Origin of the sequence: Caballeronia udeis, assembly GCF_044909315.1 — a bacterium.
Lineage (GTDB): Bacteria > Pseudomonadota > Gammaproteobacteria > Burkholderiales > Burkholderiaceae > Caballeronia > Caballeronia udeis_A.
In genome coordinates this window covers 69,233-89,285 of sequence record NZ_JBIYEB010000009.1, presented here as the reverse complement: position 1 = coordinate 89,285, position 20,053 = coordinate 69,233, and the positions used below count along the sequence as shown (strand labels likewise).

The 20,053-nt window shown below is 61.9% G+C and carries 18 protein-coding genes; 7 read left to right on the top strand and 11 right to left on the bottom strand.

The window, feature by feature from the left end:
• Positions 1 to 103: 103 nt before the first annotated feature.
• Together ABH944_RS16535 and ABH944_RS16530 are read right to left on the bottom strand one after the other, a co-directional pair.
• Positions 104 to 619: a P-loop nucleotide/nucleoside kinase family protein gene (locus ABH944_RS16535; protein WP_404609165.1), complete on the bottom strand. Its 516-nt coding sequence runs from the start codon at positions 617 to 619 to the stop codon at positions 104 to 106.
• Positions 620 to 834: 215 nt separating this feature from the next.
• Entirely contained in the window at positions 835 to 1,731 is an 897-nt protein-coding gene (locus ABH944_RS16530; RefSeq protein ID WP_404609163.1) for a LysR family transcriptional regulator, read from the bottom strand.
• Between the two features lie 174 nt (positions 1,732 to 1,905).
• Here ABH944_RS16530 and ABH944_RS16525 point away from each other — a divergent pair, with 174 nt between their 5' ends.
• From ABH944_RS16525 to ABH944_RS16495, 7 genes are all read left to right on the top strand, one after another.
• Positions 1,906 to 2,877 (top strand): ABC transporter permease, encoded by a 972-nt coding sequence (locus ABH944_RS16525; protein ID WP_404609161.1) that lies wholly within the window; start codon positions 1,906 to 1,908, stop codon positions 2,875 to 2,877.
• 1 nt (position 2,878) lies between these two features.
• Positions 2,879 to 3,793, top strand: a complete 915-nt coding sequence (locus ABH944_RS16520) for an ABC transporter permease (RefSeq protein WP_404609159.1) — start codon at positions 2,879 to 2,881, stop codon at positions 3,791 to 3,793.
• 8 nt (positions 3,794 to 3,801) lie between these two features.
• Positions 3,802 to 4,788, top strand: coding sequence for an ABC transporter ATP-binding protein (locus ABH944_RS16515; RefSeq protein ID WP_404609157.1), 987 nt, complete (start codon positions 3,802 to 3,804; stop codon positions 4,786 to 4,788).
• Positions 4,785 to 5,798 carry an ABC transporter ATP-binding protein gene (locus ABH944_RS16510; protein ID WP_404609156.1) on the top strand — a complete coding sequence of 338 codons (1,014 nt, stop codon included), beginning with the start codon at positions 4,785 to 4,787 and terminating at the stop codon, positions 5,796 to 5,798. Before ABH944_RS16515 ends, ABH944_RS16510 begins: the two co-directional genes overlap by 4 nt.
• Complete coding sequence (locus ABH944_RS16505) at positions 5,795 to 7,366, top strand: ABC transporter substrate-binding protein (protein ID WP_404609154.1); 1,572 nt, start codon at positions 5,795 to 5,797, stop codon at positions 7,364 to 7,366. Before ABH944_RS16510 ends, ABH944_RS16505 begins: the two co-directional genes overlap by 4 nt.
• A 71-nt stretch (positions 7,367 to 7,437) precedes the next feature.
• The gene (locus tag ABH944_RS16500) at positions 7,438 to 9,297 is read left to right on the top strand and encodes a CocE/NonD family hydrolase (protein WP_404609434.1); all 1,860 of its coding nucleotides are present in this window, start codon (positions 7,438 to 7,440) and stop codon (positions 9,295 to 9,297) included.
• A gap of 150 nt (positions 9,298 to 9,447) precedes the next feature.
• Complete coding sequence (locus ABH944_RS16495) at positions 9,448 to 10,548, top strand: porin (RefSeq protein WP_404609153.1); 1,101 nt, start codon at positions 9,448 to 9,450, stop codon at positions 10,546 to 10,548.
• A gap of 54 nt (positions 10,549 to 10,602) precedes the next feature.
• Here ABH944_RS16495 and ABH944_RS16490 read toward each other — a convergent pair whose 3' ends face one another.
• From ABH944_RS16490 to atzF, 9 genes are read right to left on the bottom strand one after another with little or no spacing between them, the layout of a single operon-like run.
• Positions 10,603 to 11,334 carry a GntR family transcriptional regulator gene (locus ABH944_RS16490; protein ID WP_404609151.1) on the bottom strand — a complete coding sequence of 244 codons (732 nt, stop codon included), beginning with the start codon at positions 11,332 to 11,334 and terminating at the stop codon, positions 10,603 to 10,605.
• Between the two features lie 32 nt (positions 11,335 to 11,366).
• The gene (gene hpxZ, locus ABH944_RS16485) at positions 11,367 to 11,753 is read right to left on the bottom strand and encodes an oxalurate catabolism protein HpxZ (RefSeq protein ID WP_404609149.1); all 387 of its coding nucleotides are present in this window, start codon (positions 11,751 to 11,753) and stop codon (positions 11,367 to 11,369) included.
• 14 nt (positions 11,754 to 11,767) lie between these two features.
• Positions 11,768 to 12,427, bottom strand: a complete 660-nt coding sequence (locus ABH944_RS16480; protein WP_404609148.1) for a cysteine hydrolase family protein — start codon at positions 12,425 to 12,427, stop codon at positions 11,768 to 11,770.
• Between the two features lie 25 nt (positions 12,428 to 12,452).
• The gene (locus tag ABH944_RS16475; protein ID WP_404609146.1) at positions 12,453 to 14,063 is read right to left on the bottom strand and encodes an ABC transporter ATP-binding protein; all 1,611 of its coding nucleotides are present in this window, start codon (positions 14,061 to 14,063) and stop codon (positions 12,453 to 12,455) included.
• Positions 14,064 to 14,065: 2 nt separating this feature from the next.
• Positions 14,066 to 14,758 carry a biuret amidohydrolase gene (gene biuH / locus ABH944_RS16470; RefSeq protein ID WP_404609144.1) on the bottom strand — a complete coding sequence of 231 codons (693 nt, stop codon included), beginning with the start codon at positions 14,756 to 14,758 and terminating at the stop codon, positions 14,066 to 14,068.
• Positions 14,759 to 14,807: 49 nt separating this feature from the next.
• Entirely contained in the window at positions 14,808 to 15,734 is a 927-nt protein-coding gene (locus tag ABH944_RS16465) for an ABC transporter permease (RefSeq protein WP_404609142.1), read from the bottom strand.
• Positions 15,727 to 16,842, bottom strand: a complete 1,116-nt coding sequence (locus ABH944_RS16460) for an ABC transporter permease (protein ID WP_404609432.1) — start codon at positions 16,840 to 16,842, stop codon at positions 15,727 to 15,729. Before ABH944_RS16460 ends, ABH944_RS16465 begins: the two co-directional genes overlap by 8 nt.
• Positions 16,843 to 16,876: 34 nt before the next feature.
• Positions 16,877 to 17,974 carry a BMP family ABC transporter substrate-binding protein gene (locus ABH944_RS16455; protein ID WP_404609141.1) on the bottom strand — a complete coding sequence of 366 codons (1,098 nt, stop codon included), beginning with the start codon at positions 17,972 to 17,974 and terminating at the stop codon, positions 16,877 to 16,879.
• 43 nt (positions 17,975 to 18,017) lie between these two features.
• Positions 18,018 to 19,841: an allophanate hydrolase gene (atzF, locus tag ABH944_RS16450; RefSeq protein ID WP_404609139.1), complete on the bottom strand. Its 1,824-nt coding sequence runs from the start codon at positions 19,839 to 19,841 to the stop codon at positions 18,018 to 18,020.
• Positions 19,842 to 20,053: the final 212 nt, after the last annotated feature.

Sequence of the window (20,053 nt, the reverse complement as noted above, 5' to 3'; positions counted from 1 at the left end):
TTAACGGCCTGTGGTTGCCGAAGCGCCCGGAGGCTTGTCCGGCTCAGCCGGAAGCCTCCAGGTGCAGATGCGCCAGAACGTCACTGCCGCGTTCAAACACGGCTTATTGCGCAGGAACGTGCAACACGATCTGAAACCCCTCCGTTGTCGAAGGCGGGACAAAATGCTGCGTTATCTGGTCGAACTGGACATCGGTCGTTTCGAACGGATGCTCGCCCGAGGCATTCCGAGCCTTGAGCCGGGTCTTGCAGATCTCATCACTGACGTCGAGATAATGAAGTCGATGTCCCACGCGGGCGCCGGTAAATAACTCGCGCCCCCATGTACGGCTGTTGATCGTATTGAAGGGAAAATCGAGAATCACGGACATCCCGGCTAACAGGAGCGCCTGGACGTGATCGGACAGCGCTCGCCGAATGCGTCCCGAGCAACGTACATAATCATCCAGCGTGCGGATTTCGCCTGGATAGAGGTTTGCCAGCCAACTATCTTCGCTGATGATCACGGCATTCTCCGTGCGCGCCAGGCGTTTGGTCAGCGTTGATTTTCCTGATGCGATTTTGCCGCAGACCATATGAAGCACGGCTGCTTCATATGCACCGCTCTCACTCTTGCTCATGATTTCCAAGTCCTTTGTAGGAGCCCGGAAAGCAAAAACCCGCCTTCCGGGCGGGTTGCTTATGAACTTTCACAAGTCGAGAGCTATTCCGCCGATAGAGTAACGGCGGTAATAATCGATTTGATGTAGCGCTTGTTCACTAAAAAATAATACCTTGATGAACGGTATGGAGCAAGCCGGCATACTAAATCAGCAGGGAACTCTACAGCCGCGGGTCAGGCGTTGAGACTTGCCAGCGTGTCACCCATGCACTCGAGCAAGGCGACTGTCATCGACTTCTCCGGGGTCTCCTGCAGGGTTGCCAGACCTATTTCAAACGGCAGCGCGGGTTCGAATGGCTTGATCGCAAATCCTTCCGATGGACAACACGCCGCGAGCACGCGGGTGACGATCGTCACGCCCATGCCGCGTGCAACCATGGCGCAGGCCACGCCGACCGAATGGACCTCCGCCAGTACACGTGGCGTGATGCGGGCGCGGCGGAAAGCCATATCGACTTCGCGTCTGTGGAGGCTTTGACGCCCGAGCAGGATCAGCGGCACGAGTTCGAGATCCAGCGCGCTGATCCTGTCGAGCGCGGCCAGCGGATGGTCGACAGGAACGACGCACGCAGACTGCGACGGAAACACGCGATGAACCCGCAAACCGGGCAGGCTTTCCGGCATTTGCACGAAAGCCAGATCGACTTCCCGGCTCAGGAGCCCGCGTTCGCCTTGTCCATAAGTGCCTGACAGAACCTCGAGCACGGCATCCTCGTGCGCCTTGCAGAATATCTCCATGATCTGCGGCATGGCGTGCTGGGCGAACGTGTTCGGCACCATCGCGCGAACCAGTTTTCGCTGCATTCCGCCAAGCCGCAATTGTTGCGCATGACGCCGCAAGCAATGCGATCCATCGAGCAAGGTCCTCACTTCATCGACTAAGGCGGCGCCCTCGCGCGTCAGGGTAAGCCTGCCTTGTTCCCGTACAAAAAGTCTGAGTCCGAGGTCTTCTTCCAGTTGAGCAAGCAGTCTGCTGACAACCGATTGCGAGATTTCCAGCCGCTGAGCCGCGGCTGTTGTCGTCCCAAGGCTTGCCACCGCTTCGAACGCTTCGATTTGCTTGAGGTTCATCCTTCCTCGCACATAAGGCTATGCAGATTCAGCATAGTGTTGCATCCAAAAATTGTCGGCCCAATTATCGCGAAACTGCACGGGACTTGCCGGGACTTTTTGGCGGCTTCAAACGCTTTGTCACCTGGCGAGATCGCCGGATTCGCAACACTTAACGCTCGAGGTTGTTACGCAATGATCGGTTTCATCATCCATCGGTTTGTACAGAGCGTCGGCATCCTGATGCTGACGTCTGTGCTCGTTTTCTGCGGCGTGTTCGCTATTGGCGACCCGATCCAGATTCTCGTGCCCGCCGACGCGAGCCCGGCCGAGATAGCGCAGGCCGTGCACTCGCTGGGCCTCGACCAGCCGATGTGGAAGCAATACCTGCTGTTTGTGGAACACGCGCTGCATGGCGATCTTGGCCGGTCGTTCGTGTTCAACCAGCCGTCGATCCAGCTGATCATGGAGCGCCTGCCGGCCACGCTCGAACTGGCACTCGTGGCGCTTGTCATGGCGTTGACGATCGGGCTGCCGCTCGGCTTGCTCGCCGGCATGAAGGCCAATTCGCCGGTCGACCGCGTGATCATGGGCGGCTCGATCCTCGGCTTCAGCCTGCCGAACTTCTGGCAGGGCATCATGCTCGTGCTGATTTTCTCGGTGACACTGGGCTGGCTGCCCTCGGCGGGACGAGGTCATCTTGGCACCCTGCTCGGCGTTCATACGAGCCTCGCTACACGCGACGGACTGATTCACCTGATCCTTCCAGCGCTGAATCTTTCGCTGTTCAAAATGTCGCTCGTGACCCGGTTGACGCGTGCCGGTGTCCGGGAAACGCTGCCTCTCGACTACATCAAATTTGCCCGCGCCAAAGGTCTGCGCGAGCGCCGGATCATTTTTGTCCACGTGCTGAAGAACATCATGATCCCGATCGTCACGGTGGTCGGCATGGAGTTCGGCTCGCTGATCGCGTTCGCTACGGTGACCGAGACCATCTTCGCGTGGCCGGGCGTGGGCAAGCTGATCATCGACAGCATCATGCGGCTCGATCGCCCCGTGGTCGTGGCGTATCTGCTGATCGTGGTCGCCATGTTCACGCTGCTGAACCTGCTTGTCGACATTCTCTATTCGCTGCTCGATCCGCGCGTGCGTCTCGGAGGTGCCTGACATGAGCACGCTTTCGAACCTGCTCCCACGCTGGACGACGAACCGCGACACCCGTACGGGGCAGGCATTGCGCGGCATGTTCGGCCGCCCGGCCGTAGCGCTCGCGTCGCTGACCTGCATTGCGCTGATCATCGTGGCGATCTTCGCGCCCTGGCTCGCACCGCAGAATCCGTACGACCTCGCCGCGCTGGATATTGTCGATGGCAGGCTGCCTCCCGGCGCACGCGGTCATCTTGGACATCTCTTCCTGCTGGGCAGCGACGCCCTCGGCCGCGACGTGTTCGCCGCCATGATGTTCGGCCTTCGCACGAGTCTCGGCGTCGGCATCTCCAGCGGCGCGTTCGCGCTGATCGTGGGCACCACCCTCGGCCTGGTGGCCGCATATTTCGGCGGCTGGATCGACACGCTGATCATGCGCACGGTCGACCTGATGCTCGGCTTCCCGACCATCCTCGTGGCCTTGATGACGCTCGCCATTCTCGGCCAGGGTGTCAGCAAGGTGATCCTCGCGCTCGTGATCGTGCAATGGGCGTATTTCGCCCGCACGGTGCGCGCGGTCGCGGCCGTCGAAAGCAAGAAGGAGTACATGGAGGCGGCGTTATGCCTGGGTTTCAGTCATCGGCGTGCGCTCTTCAGCCAGTTGCTGCCCAACTGCCTCGCGCCGGTCATCGTGATTGTGATGGTGCAGATGGCGGCGGCCATCTCCGCTGAAGCAACCTTGAGCTTTCTCGGGATCGGCTTGCCGGTGACGCAACCCTCGCTCGGATTGCTGATCGCGAACGGCTACCAGCAATTGCTTGCGGGCTTCTACTGGATCAGCGTGTTCCCGGGCGTGCTGCTGGTCATGCTTGTCTTCAGCATGAATATGGTCGGCGACGGCTTGCGCGAAGCGCTCAATCCGCGCCTTCAGAAATAGGAAATCCCATGTCTCCAGCCATTCCTACTTTATCGGTCGAGAAGTTGCAGACCCATTTCTTCACCGCGGCCGGCGTGGCAAAAGCCGTTGACGACGTGAGCTTCGATGTCTATCCCGGCGAGATCGTCGGTCTTGTCGGCGAGTCGGGTTCGGGGAAATCGATCACCGGCTTTTCGATCCTCGGTTTGATCGACGCTCCGGGACGCATTGTCGGTGGACGAGTGTTGTTCAAAGGTGTGGACCTGACGAGCTACGGCCGGGAAGCGTTGCGCCAACTGCGGGGAAATCGGATCGCGATGATTTTCCAGGATCCGATGATGACGTTGAATCCCGTTCTTCGCATTGACACGCAGATGATGGAAACCGTGCGCGCTCATGCGCCGGTGTCGAGACAAGCGGCTCGCGAACAGGCGCGCGAGGCGCTCGCGGCGGTCGGCATTCCCGCGCCCGATGAACGGCTCAACGCATATCCGCATCAGTTGTCAGGCGGCATGCGGCAACGCGTGGCGATCGCGATTGCGATGCTGCACAAGCCCGACCTGATCATTGCGGACGAACCCACGACCGCGCTCGACGTCACCATCCAGGCGCAGATCCTGGCGCAAATGCAGAAGCTGTGTGCGCGCTCGAACACGGCGATGGTCTGGGTCAGCCATGACCTTGCCGTGGTTGCGGGGCTGGCCGATCGCATCTGCGTGATGTATGCGGGACGCATCGTGGAAACAGGCGACGTGGACACCATCCTCGAACATCCGATGCATCCGTACACGATCGGCCTGCTGGGCGCCGTGCCCGAGAACGTCGCGCGCGGCGAGCCGCTGACGCAGGTTCCGGGCGTCGCCCCTTCGGCTCTTGCGTTGCCCGCCGGTTGCGCGTTCTCCCCGCGATGCACGTTTGCCACCGATACCTGCAGGACACAAAGGCCGCCGGTGTTCAAAGCGGGCGGTAGCCATCTCCACCGCTGTTTTCATCCCGTTGAGCGAGTTGCAGCATGAGCACGCCAGTTCTTATCAAGGCCGATCAGGTGTCGCGCCGTTTCGTGAAGCGGTCGAGTTATGCAGAGCGCATTGCGCAGATGCTGGGCGCCAAACCCGTGTCGCACACGGTCCATGCAGTGGACACCGTGAACCTGGAGATTCATCGCGGAGAAGTGGTCGGGCTCGTTGGTGAATCGGGCTGCGGCAAGTCGACTTTCGGCCGCATGCTGGCGGGCGTGGTGCCGCCTTCGTCGGGAACCATTCACGTGGCCGATGCAAACGGTGCCGGCACGACTGTCCTCGGCTCGCGCGGGAAGCTCGCGCACAGGCTTGGGACACAAATGATCTTTCAGGACCCGATGTCATCGCTCAATCCGCGCAAGCGGGTGCGCGAGATTATCGGCGAGGCGCCGCTTGTCCATGGCATGGTGAAGCGGTGTGATCTGGATGATTACGTTGTCGACGTAATGCAGCGGGTCGGGTTGAATCCGGATGTCAGGCAGCGCTATCCGCATCAGTTTTCCGGCGGCCAGCGGCAGCGCATCAGCATTGGGCGGGCCCTGGCGGTGAAGCCCGATTTCCTGATATGCGACGAATCGATCGCGGCGCTCGACGTGTCGATCCAGGCGCAGATCATCAATCTCTTCATGCGGTTGCGCGCCGATCTTGGGCTGACATACCTCTTTATCAGTCACGATCTCGGTGTGGTTGAACATATCAGCGACCGCGTCGCGATCATGTATCTGGGACGGATCGTGGAGACCGCGCCTACGGCTGATTTATTCGCGAGGCCGCTGCACCCGTACACGGTTGCGCTCTTGAATCAGGTGCCCCGCTTGTCGAACAGGAAACGTGTCTATGACTCCATCAAGGGCGAGATTCCGTCGCCGCTTGCGCCTCCGAAAGGATGCCATTTTCGTCCGCGCTGCCCACACGCGATGCCGCGCTGCAGCGTCGAGCCGCCGGAATTGACGGAAGCGGCCAGCAATCACCGGGTCGCATGTCACTTGTTCACGGAGGCGAAATGAGTCGCCTCCGGATTGCCGCCGCCTGCTTTCTGATCGCTGCATGCAGCATCCCGCCGGGCGCGTCCGCCCGCGCGCTGACCATGGCCGTGGCGGCCGAGCCTTCGTCGATGGACCCGCTGTTCTCCCGCACGCAGAACAATCAGCAGGTGGAAAACATCTTCGAGCGCTTGATCTCGCGTGATGAGAACCTGCAGATTCAACCCGGTCTCGCGGTGGCGTGGCGAGTCGTGGATCCGACCACGTGGGAATTCAAGCTGCGCCCCAACGTTCGCTTCCACGACGGTACGCCGTTCACCGCGGACGACGTGGTGTACTCGGTGAAACGCGCGTCGAATGTGCCGAACAGCCCCGCACCCTTCTCCGGTGCAGTGGCAAATATCGCGTCCATTGACGTACTCGATCCGCTCACGCTGCGCATCCATACGAAGACCCCTGCGCCCGGGTTTCTCGAACAGGTCGGCATGCTGTTCATCGTGTCGCGGCATGCGGCGGAAGCCCATCAAAGCAACCAGTACGTGTCGCCCGCTGTAGCAGTCGGGACCGGTCCCTACAAACTCAAGCGCTGGGTGCCGGGCGATTATCTCGAACTCGTGCGCAACGACGACTACTGGGGCCCCAAGCCGCCATTCGACGCCATCACCGTCCGCTTCGTCGCCAACGACGCCGCGCGCATGTCCGCGCTGCTGTCCGGTTCCGTCGACCTGATCGATAACGTTCCGCCGGTCAATGTGCCGCGACTCAAGCGCGACCCGGCCGTGACGCTTTACTCGGGCGCATCGGCGCGGCTGATCTATCTCGCGCTGGACTCGAGCCGCGAGCACTCCCCGTTCGTGACCGGCCCGGACGGCGAACCGCTGCGAAGCAATCCGCTGCGCGATCTGCGCGTGCGGCAGGCCATATCGAAGATGATCGATCGAAGCGCCCTCACCCGATATCTGCTGAACGGCGCGGGCGTTCCCGCCGGCCAGATGGTGCCGCAGGGAATGGGCGGTTACTCACCGGCATTGCAAGCCGATCCGTACGATCTTGCCGGCGCGAAAAAACTGCTTGCGCAAGCGGGTTATCCAAACGGATTCACGCTGACGATCCACTCATCCAACGACCGCTTTTCCTCTGACGGCGATGTCGCCCAGGCCATTGGACAAATGCTCGCTCGCGGCGGCATCCGGATCGCAAACGTCGTCACGCAGCCCTATAACGTCTATGCGGGCGCGGCCGCCAAGCAAAGCTACAGCGCCTTCATCTTCAGCTTCGGCAATACGACGAGCGACTCCACCATCGCCCTTTCCAACGTCATGGCGACCTATTCGCGAAGTGCCGGAACAGGCGCGTTCAATCGCGCCCGCTACTCGAATCCCGCGCTCGATCACGCGCTCGCCGCGGCCAGCGCCAGCTTTGACCCCGTGCAGCGCGAGCGCTTGCTTGAGCAAGCCGCAGACGCGGGATTCCGCGATCTCGGCATTGTCCCGCTGTATTTTCCCGAGAACTTCTGGGCGACGCGCAACGGCGTCACGTTTCACCCGAACAAGGCTGAATACACCACGGCAACTTATGTAGGAATCCGATAAAAATGATTGATACGGTTCAGAAGAATGATGTCGACGCTGCAGCCGGACAGGGTGCAACGTGCACCGAGTTCATGATTTCCATGCGAGATGGCGTACGCCTCGCCACGGACGTTCATCTGCCGGCAGGTTTTCGTCCGGGTATTGACGCACCGTTGCCGACCATTCTCGAGCGCACGCCTTATGGCAAGCGCGAGGTATCGCGATCGGAGATCAACCGGGGCGAGCCGGCCGCGCATCGTGGCGATGTCGCCGCGTATTTCGTTGCGCGCGGCTTCGCGGTCGTGTTCCAGGATTGTCGCGGACGTCATGGATCCGAGGGCGAGTTCACCAAGTACCTGTCCGAAGGACCGGACGGTTATGACACGCTCGAATGGATCACGCAGCAGGACTGGTCAACAGGCCGGATCGGCACGATGGGTCTCTCGTATGCGGCGCACACGCAAATGGCTGCCGCCTGCATGAATCCGCCGGGCCTCGTGTGCATGGTGATCGACTCGGGCGGGTTCGCCAACAGCTATCACTGCGGCATCCGCCAGGGCGGCGCCTTCGAACTCAAGCAGGCAACCTGGGCGGTGAACCAGGCAAAGGGGAGCCAGGCGGTATTGAATGATCCGTTGCTCAAGGCGGCACTCGACGCGCAGGATCTGAAGGAATGGTTTGCCCGCATGCCGTGGCGGCCGGGTCAGTCGCCATTGCGTTTCGTGCCTGAATACGAGCGCTATCTGTTCGATCAATGGACACACGAAATCTTCGATGAATTCTGGCAACAGCCCGGCATTTATGCAGAAGGGTTCTACGACACCATGGCGCGTGTTCCGACGGTCCTGATGTCGAGTTGGTACGACGCGTACGTGCGCTCGACCATGGACAACTTCGCAGCGTTGTCGAAGCTCGATCCCGTCGCCGCGCCAACCTACCTGATCATGGGGTCGTGGCTGCATGGCGACCGCAACGTGCCGTTCAGCGGCGACGTCGATTTTGGGCCCGCCGCCATGATCGAAGGACAGATAGCTGCGGACTGGCTTGCGTTTCGCGCGCAATGGTTCGACCGGTGGCTGAAGCCCGCCACACCGGGAGCCACGCAGTCCGATCCTGTTGCAAGGATCTTCCTGATGGGAGGAGGCAGTGGCACCCGCAATGCCGACGGACGCATGGAACACGGCGGTGCCTGGATCCAGTCATCGCAATGGCCGCTGGCGGACACGCGCTTCACCTGTTTGTACTTGCGGGAAGGGGGCTTGTTGTCCCGGCAACTGCCTGAAGAGGCGGACGCCTCTGTTTCGTACGCATTCGATCCGTCGAATCCCGTTCCTACTATTGGCGGAGCACTGACATCGGGTGCGCCGGTGTTTGAAGGCGGTGCATTCGACCAGCGCGAAGACGAGCGCTTCTTCGGCACACGCAATCCGGGCGTCCCGCTCGCCGCACGCAACGACATCGTCGTATTCGAAACGCCTCCGCTGGAAGAAGATATGGCGGTGGTGGGGCCTGTCATCGTGAGATTGTGGATATCGTCGGACGCACCCGATACCGATTTCACCGCGAAACTGATCGATATGTATCCGCCCAACAGCGACTATCCGGAAGGTTTCGCAATGAACCTGACCGACGGCATTTTCCGCTGCCGTTTTCACCGGTCGTGGAGCGAACCCGAGTTTCTCGAACCGGGCCGCCTTTATGAAATAACCATCGAACCTTTCGCGACCGCAAATTTATTCAAGCGCGGGCACCGGATTCGACTGGATATATCGAGCAGTAATTTTCCCCATTTCGACGTCAATCCGAATAGCGGCGAATCACCGGCGCTGGCGCGGGCACCCCGAATTGCCGTGAATACCGTGCACCTGGGAACGGAGCACCCTTCGCACCTCGTTCTGCCGATCGTGCCTGTCAGCGCGCTCAGAGGCCTGGAGGCACTCATCAGCCACTAAGCCTGCCGTGAGGCCGGCACTCGCTGGCCTGCCCTTGAAGCCTGTCCAGCGGCGCCCGTTCCATCGGGCGTCAGGGGCTCCTGTTGCCCGAGTTTTTTCATGCATCAAACCAGCAGCAAAACCCAAGCAATCAACTACAGAGGAAGGATCATGCACAAGCACACTCCGCGGGCAATATTGGCTGCGTCAGTAGGGCTCGGCTTTATCGTGACGACCGCACACGCTCAATCGACGGTGACGTTATATGGCATTGTCGACGGCGGATTTACTTATACGAGTAACCAGGGCGGCAAAAGCAATTACCAGGCAACAGCAGGGAGCGAACAGGGTTCGCGCTGGGGGTTTCTTGGCAAGGAAGATCTGGGCGGCGGCAACGCAGCGATCTTCCGGCTTGAAAACGGCTTCAACCTGCAGACCGGCGTGGCAAGCGCGAACGGCCGCATCTTTGGCCGTCAGGCATGGGTCGGGTTGTCGAGTGAAAAATGGGGCGCAGTGACGCTCGGGCGCCAGTACAACGCGGCACAAGACTCGCTCGAACCACTGCAGGTCTCGGCCGATACCTCGCAATACGGCACGCATCCGTTCGATACCGACGACCTGAACAACACCTTCCGCACCGATAACTCCGCGAAGTACGTCACGCCGAACTTCCATGGCTTGCAGATCAACTCCATGTACGGCTTCAGCAACAATGCCGGCAATTTTGCAATGAGCCGTTCCTACAGTGTGGGCGCGTCCTACGCCGGCGGTCCATGGCGTCTTGGTGCGGCCTATGTTCGCCTGGACAATCCGGCGGTGGATACCACGGGCGCCATTCCTTCGGATAACTACTTTACTTTTATCAAGGGTGTGACGAAGCAGCAGATCTACGGCGCGGGCGGCCTTTACGATGTCGGCAAGGCGAGTCTTGGTTTGATGTACACCAGCACGACTTTCGACCTGACGCCGGCCTCGCAGCACCAGACCTTCCAGAACGCTGAAGCGAGCATTCGCTATCAGATCACCCCTGCCCTGAGAGCGGCGCTAGGCGAGACGTATACCGAAGTAACCGCGAACGCGAAGCCCGCGAGCTGGCATTACTGGCAAACCACCAGCGCCTTGCAGTACTTCTTGTCGAAGCGGACCGACGTGTATATCGACTTGATCTACCAGCGTGCAAGCGGTGCAGTTGCCGCGATTGAAGGAACATCGGGCGCCTCGAGCAGCCACACACAGTTTCTGACTGTCACGGGCATCCGGCAGAAATTCTAAACACGTCCTGACCAGCGTCACTGTTGCCGGCAGTGACGCCGTTGTGCCCCATGCCTACGACACGAACGGCAGCTTCACATCGCGCGCAGCATCCAGCATCGACAAGGTGATCTTCCGGACTTCCAGCTTGCTCTGCGTGATATGGGCACGCAGCAGGATGGTCGCCTCGGTCAGCCGGTTGCGCTCGATGAGATGCAGCATGGTCGAATGCTCGTCGTAGGTCGCACTGGTCCGGTGAGGCTTGAGGAAGTCGAGCCGGCGCACGATGCGGATACGCTCGGTGACGTCGTTATGAACACGCACCATCTCCGCATTGCCGGTTGCGGCCACGATCTGCCGATGAAAATTTTCGTCCATGCCGAACATCTTCACCGGGTCGGCTTCACGCGCTTCCGGCGCGACACACCAGATTGCCTTGAGTGCTTCGATAGCCTCGCGCGCCGCTTCGCTGCCCGACGTCAACCGCTCAAGCGCGGCTACTTCAAGCACGATGCGCAAGTCGTAGAGCTGATCCATCTGGTCGAAGTCGATCCGCGCGACCTTCCAGCCGCGCCGGAAACCGACCTCCAGATAACCTTCGCGTTGCAGCCGGAACAAGCCGTCGCGCATCGGCGTGCGCGACACGCCGTAATACTGCGCAATACCGTTCTCCGAAAAACGGTCGCCCGGAAAAAGCCGGAAGTTGAAGATATCGGTTTTCAGCCGCTGGTAGACCTGCTCGGCGAGCGGATTGGCGGCGTTCGGCTCGATGGCTTCCAGCCCTGTTTCAAATGTGTCTTCCGGCATGCGGGTTCCCCTTTGTTCTTATTATCGGCGTTTCAGGGCTCGGGAATCAGGCTCACGTGCGCAGCGACAATTTTCCAGCGATCGGCAGGACCAAGGCGCGCCCAGCTTTGCATCTGGCGTCCGATCAACGGCGTCGCGTCGCTCGTGAATTCCGTGCTGACAGTCGCGAAGTCGCGGCCGAACGTGGTGACGACGGTCCGATGCAACGTACGCGAAGCGGGCACCGGCTCACAGGTTTCGCGCCATTGGCGAATGGCCTCGCCGCCATGCTGGATTTCGGCAATGCCGTAACGCACGGTCTCCAGCGCGTCCCAGAACAGTGCGTTCATCGTTTCGATATCGTTGGCCACGAGCGCGCGCTCATATTCGACGAACACCCTGCACACCTCGGCAACGACTTCCGGCAGGTTGATATCCATTGTCGGCAGGTTCCTCATGCTGCGGTAAAAGATGACAGGGGCGCGGTCCATCCAACAATACCGCCCTGGGACCGCACCATGTCCAGCGTCGCAAGCTTGAACGCCGGGAAGTAGCTGGCGGTCGCGTCCTCGACAAGCAGGCAGTCGTAACCGCGGTCGTTCGCTTCGCGCATTGACGTCTGCACGCACACCTCCGTTGTCACTCCGGCGAACACAAGGTGCGTGATATGCCGCGCCTCCAGCTCCTGAGCCAACAATGTCGCATAGAACGCGCCCTTGCCGGGTTTATCGATGACAAGCTCGCCTTCGGCCGGTGCGAGCGCGTCGACGATCGCATTGCCCGGTGCACCCCGGATCAGGATGCGGCCCATCGGCCCTTCGTCCCCAATGCGCGCATTGGGCGCGCCGCGCAACCGCTTGGCCGGCGGACAGTCCGACAGGTCCGCCGCATGCGACTCGCGCGTATGGACCACGAACCACCCGCTTTGCCGCGCCAAAGCCAGCAGCGCGGCGACGGTCGGCACGATCTGCGCAAGCAACGCTACATCGTTGCCCAGCGATTCCCCAAAGCCGCCGGGCTCGATGAAATCGCGCTGCATGTCGATGATGACAAGCGCGGTGGTTGATGGATCGAAGGTAAAGGGGTCGGGTAACGCTGGAATCGTGATCGTCATGGCTAGTCCCCGCAACGGTGCAGTCTCATTCGATCACCTCCTTCAACGCTTCGGCAACCGGAGCAACGTGCGCCGTCGAGTCACCGTGCCCCGCCATGTAGTGGCCCAGTGTTGCGCGTTCGGCATTCCCGGCGGGCGTCTCGTACACGAGCTCCCCCTCCGCGATCACGACGATCCGGTCCACCAGTTCGAGCAATTCGTCGAGGTCTTCACTCACGAGCAAAACCGCTGCGCCGGCATCGCGCGCCGCCATGATGCGTGCATGAATATCCGCCACCGATGCGAAGTCGAGACCGAACACCGGGTTCGCCACGATCAGAACATCCACTGGCTGACCCAGCTCGCGAGCGAGCACCGCGCGCTGGACATTGCCGCCCGAGAGCGTGCCGATCGCGCGCTCGGGCAATGGCGGACGGACATTGAAATCGTCGATGAGATGAGCGGCGCGGTCCCGCATCGCGCGCCGGTCGAGACGCCAGCCGCCGCGACGCAATGGCGCGCGGTCGAAGTCGCGAAGCGCTAGGTTTTGCGCGACGCTCATGTTCGCCACGCAGGCGTTTTTAAGCGGTTCCTCGGGGATGGCGAACACACGCCGCTGCGTCATTTCCTCACGCGTGGCGTGGTAGGCATCGCCTGCTATCTCCATCTCGCCGGTCTTCACGCGACGCTGCCCCACCAGCGCCTCGACCAGCTCCTTCTGCCCATTCCCCGATACGCCGGCGACCCCGAGTATTTCCCCTGACCTCACTTCAAGCGATGCCCGTTTGACGGCAGCATGGCCGCGATCATCGTCAATGGAGATATCGCGCATGGCAAGGCGTATGCGCGCTGCGGGGTCCACCGGTTTGCGCGCGACCCGTTCCGCATTCACCGCGTCCATGACCGCTGTGTCGCGCGTCTCGGCTGTACCCATCATCAAGCGGGCGAGCGCGTCACGACTGGTCGCCGATACGGCGCTCGTGCCCACCTGCCTGCCCTTGCGCAGCACAGTCACGTCGTCGGCATACGCCATCACTTCGCGGAACTTGTGCGTGATCATCAGCACGGTCAACTCGCCGCGTGTCGTGAGCTCACGCATCAGCCCGAGCACTTCGTCCGCCTCTTGCGGCGTCAGCACGGAGGTCGGTTCATCGAGGATGAGGAAACGCTGCCTGAGATACAACTGCTTGAGAATTTCCAGCTTCTGCTTTTCCCCTGCCGCCAGACCGGACACGGGCGCGTCGAGCGCCAGGCGAAACGGCATGCGCCGCATGAACGCACCGAGTGCTTCGCGTTGCGCGGTCCAGTCTATTTTCCAGGGCAGGCTCCCGCGCGCGAGCAGCAGGTTCTCCTCCACCGACAACCCCGAGGCCAGCGTGAAATGCTGGTACACCATGCCGATACCCAACGCTTGCGCATCGCGCGGCGAAGCGATGCGAACCTCACGGCCATCGGCCGAAATCTGGCCTTCGTCGAGCAGGCCGTAACCCACCAGCCCTTTCACGAGCGTACTTTTACCCGCGCCGTTTTCACCGAGCAGCGCGTGCACCGTGCCCGGCCGGACCTTGATGGACACGTTATCGAGCGCGCGAAATGCGCCGAACGACTTGCCGGCATTGTGCACTTCCACCCCTAACGCATGCGAAGGAGTCGACATGATCAGCCGCCCAGTGTGATCAGGAGTGCGTTCGAATCCGATACCGCGCCGAACACGCCGCCTTGCATGGTGATCATGTGCAGCGCCGCCTGATGGTTGGCCGGGTCGGTCGCACCGCAGCAGTCCGCGAGGACGGTACATTCGAAACCGCGGTCGTTCGCTTCGCGCATGGTGGTATGGACGCAGACGTCCGTGGTGATCCCGGTCAACACCAGGTTCACGATACCCCGCGTGCGCAGGATCAGCTCGAGGTCGGTCGCGCAGAACGAACCCTTGCCGGGTTTATCGATCACAATCTCGCCCGGCAGCGGCGCCAGTTCACTGATGATTTCCCAGCCCGGCTCGCCGCGCACGAGGATGCGGCCGCACGGGCCGTCGTCGCCAATGCCCACGCCTTCAGTGCCCGCACGGCGGCTGCGCCAGCGTTTGTTCGCCGGCAGGTCCGACAGATCCGGCCGATGCCCTTCGCGTGTATGGATGATCGTGAAGCCCTGCTCGCGCATCATGGCCATCACGCGCCTGATCGGCTCGATCGGCGCGCGGGTCAGCGACAGGTCATACCCCATCTTGTCCACGTAACCGCCGTGGCCGCAGAAATCCGTCTGCATGTCGATCACCACCAGCGCGGTGTTGTCCGGGCGCAGGTTGCCATCGAAGGGCCAGGGGTACGGGGTAGCATCGATGAATCGGTTCATGGTCGTGGCGCCTTGGGAAGGAATAAGCAAGTCGTTCAACGTGTGAAGCTCAGCGTGTCAGACTGAGTTCGCCCGGTGCGCCGGCAAGCGTGCGGTCCGGACGGCAATTGATGATCATGATGGCGAGCGTGAGCACATAGGGCGCGGCGTTGTACAGGTAATAACCGCTCGTCACGCCGATCGCCTGCAATGCGGGCCCGAGCGCCCCCGCTGCGCCGAAAAGCAGCGCGGCCCACAGGCACCGCAACGGTTGCCAGCGCGCGAAAATAACGAGCGCGACGGCCATCAACCCCTGCCCGCTGGACAATCCTTCATTCCAGCTGCCCGGATAAACAAGCGACAGATACGCGCCGCCGATCCCCGCAAAAAAACCGCCCGCCGCAGTTGCGACGATGCGAATTCGCGTGAGCGGATAACCCATCGCGCGGGCGGTCTCCGCGTGATCGCCGACCAGACGCAGCGTCATGCCCCAGCGCGTACTGCGCAGTCCCCACTGCAGCACGAACGCCAGCACCACGCCGATCACGAACAGCGGGTTGATATGCAGCGCGTTGTGCAATTGCGGCGAGCTCGTCCATGTGCCCAGGTCGAATGACAGGAGGCCCGGCGCCTGCGGTTCAATAAACGGCTTGCCCAGATAAAACGCCAGTCCGGTCCCGAGCAGCATGAGCGCGATGCCGAACGCGATATCCGACACCCGGGGCAGCGAACACACGAGCCCGTGCAGGCATCCCAGCAGCAAGCCGACGCCGCCGGCTGCAAGCACGCCGATCCATGGGGAGCCGGTCAGGAAAGACGCGGCATAACCGCTCATCGCGCCCGACACGAGAATGCCCTCGAGCCCGAGATTCACGCGCCCGCCCTTCTCGGTCAGGCATTCGCCCAGGCTCACGAACAGATACGGCGTGCTGACGCGGATCGCGCCGGCAAAGAGGGACAGCAGCAGGATCACGAAGGGCGAATGTGCATCAGGCATGGGTCTGCTCCATCGGCAGGTTGATGTCGGCGAGTGCGGCGGCTTGCAATTGCACGCGCCACGCGGCGATCCTCCCGCCCAGCGCTTCCCATGCCAGCAGGTTGGCGAACAGCAGGCCCTGCAGCACGAGCGTGGTGGCATCGGGAAGATCAAGCCGGCGTTGCAGCAGGCTGCCGCTCGCTTCAATCCCGCCGATCATCAGCGCGCACACGATGATCGCGAGCGGATTCTGGCGCGCGGCGAAGGCGACCAGGATGCCCGCGTAGCCGTAGCCCGCGAGCAACGACGCGTTGGCGCTGCCCTGCACCGCTGCCACCTCGAACATCCCGGCGAGTCCTGCCGCCGCGCCGCCGAGCGCACACGCGGCCAGCGCGAGCAGGTTCACCGGCAAGCCGACCAGACGCGCCGCGCGATTGCTGCCGCCGACCACGCGCATCGCAAAGCCCTTGGTGCTGTACTTGACGAAGACCCACGCGCCGATGCATGCAAGGACGCCCCACAAGAGGCCCCAGTGGACTTCGAGACCCGGGAGCGATCCAATCATCATCGATGAGGGAACGGGGAGCGTGGAGGGCTTGTTGAGACTTGCCGGATCGCGCAGCGGCCCTTCGACCAGATGCTTGAACAGCGCAATGGCGATATACGCCATCAGCAAGCTGCTGATGGTTTCGTTCACGCCGCGCCATTGCCGCAGCGCGCCTGCTGCGCCGATCCAGACTGCGCCCGCCGCCATGCCCGCAAGCGCCATCAGCGGCGTTGCAATGAGCCATGGCGTGCCGGCCGGAAGCATCTCCGGGACGATGGCCGCGCACATGCCGCCGAGCGCCAGCGCGCCCTCGCCGCCGATCACGATCAACCCGACCTGTGCCGGCAACGCGACGCACAGCGCGGTCAGCATCAGTGGCGAAGCGCGCAGCAAGGTGCTTTGCCAGGCGAACGACGAGCCGAACGCGCCCTGGAAAATCAGGCCGACGGCATCCAGGACCGGCTGGCCCTGCACCAGCAGGAATAACGAAAACAGCACGAGGGTTCCGACGAGCGCAAGCACCGTCGGGATTGCCGGCAACAACGCAAGCAATACGCGGGCAGTCTGGGCATGAGGACGCATCATGACTCCTTCAGGAGGTCAGCAAAACCAGCCATCAGATCTGGCCGGCCACACCCGCCACGAGATAATTCATGCTCTCCAGCGTGTAGTCGGTCTGTATGTGGCTCGTTCCGGCGGCAATCGCGGTGCCGCCCTTGTTGTCCTTCATCGGCCCCTTGAAGATCACGAAGTCGCCCGCCATCATGCTGCCCTTGATCGCGTCCGCCGCCTTCTTCGCCTCTGGCGTGACCTTCGCGCCGTAGGGCGACATCTTGACGAAACCTTCCTTGAGACCGCCGCGCAGCACGTTGGGCTGAGGCTTGCCGGCCTGGGCATCGGCGACGAGTTCCTTGTACGGCGTCGCCCAGTCCCACTCGGCGCCGGTGAGATAACCCCTGGGCGCAAGCGCTGCCTGGCTCGCGTGATATCCGCAACTCATCACACCGCGCTTCTCGGCCGTTTCCACCACGACCTTCGGACCATCGACATGGCAGGTGATAACGTCGCAACCCTGGTCGACAAGACTGTTGGTCGCTTCCGCTTCCTTCACGGGCATCGACCAGTCGCCGGTGAAAATAGCCTGCGTGGTGATGGCCGGATCGACGGACTGCGCGCCGAGCGTGAACGAGTTGATATTGCGCAGCACCTGCGGAATCGGTTTGGCCGCGACAAAGCCGAGTTTCCTGCTCTTGCTCATGTGGCCGGCGACCACGCCGTTCAGGTACTGGCATTCATCGATATAACCGAAATAGCTCGCAATATTGGGCGGATTGCCCTGCTTCCACAAACCGCCGCAATGCGCGAACCGGACGTTCGGGTACTTGGCGGCCATCTTGAGCACGTGCGGATCGAAGTAGCCGAACGAAGTCGCGAAAATCAGCGTTGCGCCGTCCTGTTCGATCATCGCTTCCATGGTCTTCTGGACCGCGATGGTCTCGGGCACGTTCTCTTCTTCCACCACCTTGACGTTGGGCAGCTTCTTGATGATTGCCGCCGCCGACGCCTGCGCCTGGTTGTAGCCATAGTCGCCGCGCGCACCTACATAGATCACGCCGACCGTTGTGTTGCCCGCGGCGAAAACCGACTTGAACGGGACCATGCTCGCGAGCGCCAAGAGGCTCGCGTCCTTGATGAAAGTGCGACGGTTAGTCATGTCGTTCGACTCCTGGTTTGCGGTTATTGAGTGGCTCATTAAGCTATTTTTGAAGACTGTCGAGGTAGGCGATCCAGCCGCCGAAAGCGGTAATGTCGTTGGCGCCGCTATCCGCCGATACCGCCGATGGTTCGCAGATGAAACCCTTGACCAGGCGGCCATCGTTCAATTCCACGGTGCCAATGCCCATGGGTGCCGGAACGTCCATCACGAACTTGCCGAACGTGCGCAATGGCAGTTCCCACACTTCCACGGCAATGGCTGCGCCTTGTGTGCGAGGCGTATGCACGAGGCCGGGCTTCGGCGGCAAGGTATTGGCAAGCGCAAAGAGCCGATACCCCGGCGCGGTATGGGTTGCTTCCTTGAAGCGAGCGCCCGCTTCCAGCAATTGCCGGTTGAGTGGCTGGCCTCTCAAATGCGCACCCACGACCGCCAGCGCAACGGCCGGCTCCTCAAATGGCAACGGCTGGAGATCGGGAGACGGATCGGATTGTTCGTCAAAAAGCGCCTGGATCCGCGCGCCCAGCACAGCCAGACGATAGTCAGCGCCTCCCGGTGCAATCAGGGTCACGCCGGCCGGCAAACCGTCGCTTCGACGCAGGCATGGCACGGCCAGCGCGCACAGGTCCAGCAGATTGACGAAGTTGGTGTAGTAGCCCAGTTCGCTATTGCGTTCAATCGGGTTCGCCTGCACCTCGGCGATCAGCGGATGGGTCGGTGTTGTCGGAACAATCAGGATATCGAACTGATCAAAGCACTGATCGGCTTCGCGCTTGAGTTCAACGAGCGCGTATTGGCCATTGAAGGCATCGACTGCGCTGAAGCGGTCTGCCTTGCCGATCACCGACGCCACTGTTGCGTCGATATCCGCGAAGTGGGTCTCGAAGAACGTGCCCAGCGCGGCACGGCGTTCGGCAACCCACGGGCCGTCGTAGAGCAACGCCGATACCCGTTTGAAGGGCGCGAAATCAACATCGCCCGGCGTCAGACCCAGTTCGCTCGAGAGGGTATCAACGGTCGCGCGGAACGCGTGTCGAGCGTTGGCATCGCCGAAAAATTCCAGCTCGGCGGGCACGCCTATGCGCAACGGGAAAGCAGTCGCACCCAGCGCAGGCAGCTTGCGCGAATAGGCATCGAGTGCGTCGAACGCGGCCATCTGCGCCAGCACCTGCCATGCGTCCGCCACATCATGCGCGAAGACCGAGAGCGTATCCAGGCTGCGGCAAGCAGGCACCACACCCCGCTTGCTCACCAGCCCCAGCGATGGTTTCAGGCCCACCAGTCCATTGAATCCCGCCGGCACGCGGCCGGACCCGGCGGTGTCCGTGCCCAGCGAAAACGCGACGCATCCCGCAGCAACAGCGACTGCGGAACCGGAACTCGATCCGCCCGATACATAGGCGGGAAACTCAACCTGACGCACCGCGCCGAACGGCGAGCGTGTACCGACGAGACCCGTAGCAAACTGATCCAGGTTGGTCTTGCCGATAAGGATTGCGCCGGCATCGAGCAGCCGCTGAACAGCGAATGCCGACACATCGGGCGTGTAACTGAACGGTTCGCACGCGGCAGTGGTCGGTAACCCCGCGACGTCGACATTGTCCTTGACCGCGAACGGCACACCGAACAGCGGCAAACGCCCGAACACCGCGTCACCTTCTTCGGCGAGCGCGTCTTCAAGCGCACGCGCCCTAGCGCGCACCGCGTCCTCCGGCAGCAGCCGCGTCCACACTTCAGGACGGTCCACGGCGCTGATCCGTTTGAACACCGCGTCGACGGCAGCCGTCGGCGAGCAGCGCCGCGCCGCATACGCGGCCAAAAGAGCCGCGACGCGTGGGCGCTCGAACAGGTCGGTTAAGTCAGACATGAATTCCGTCTTGCATACAAGATGGAATTCATCAATGCAGAAGCTATGCCAGGCTCGTGCCCAAGGCGACCTGAGCCTTTCTGCATAAGGCTTGGCGTCGATTACGCAGGCTCAGTGCATTGGCTTGACCAGTGCCTGCCGCTCCAGTTGCTGGTGCGCGATGCACCGTCGAGAAACGCGTGCGCACAAAAGCAGCGCTCCCATGCATCGCT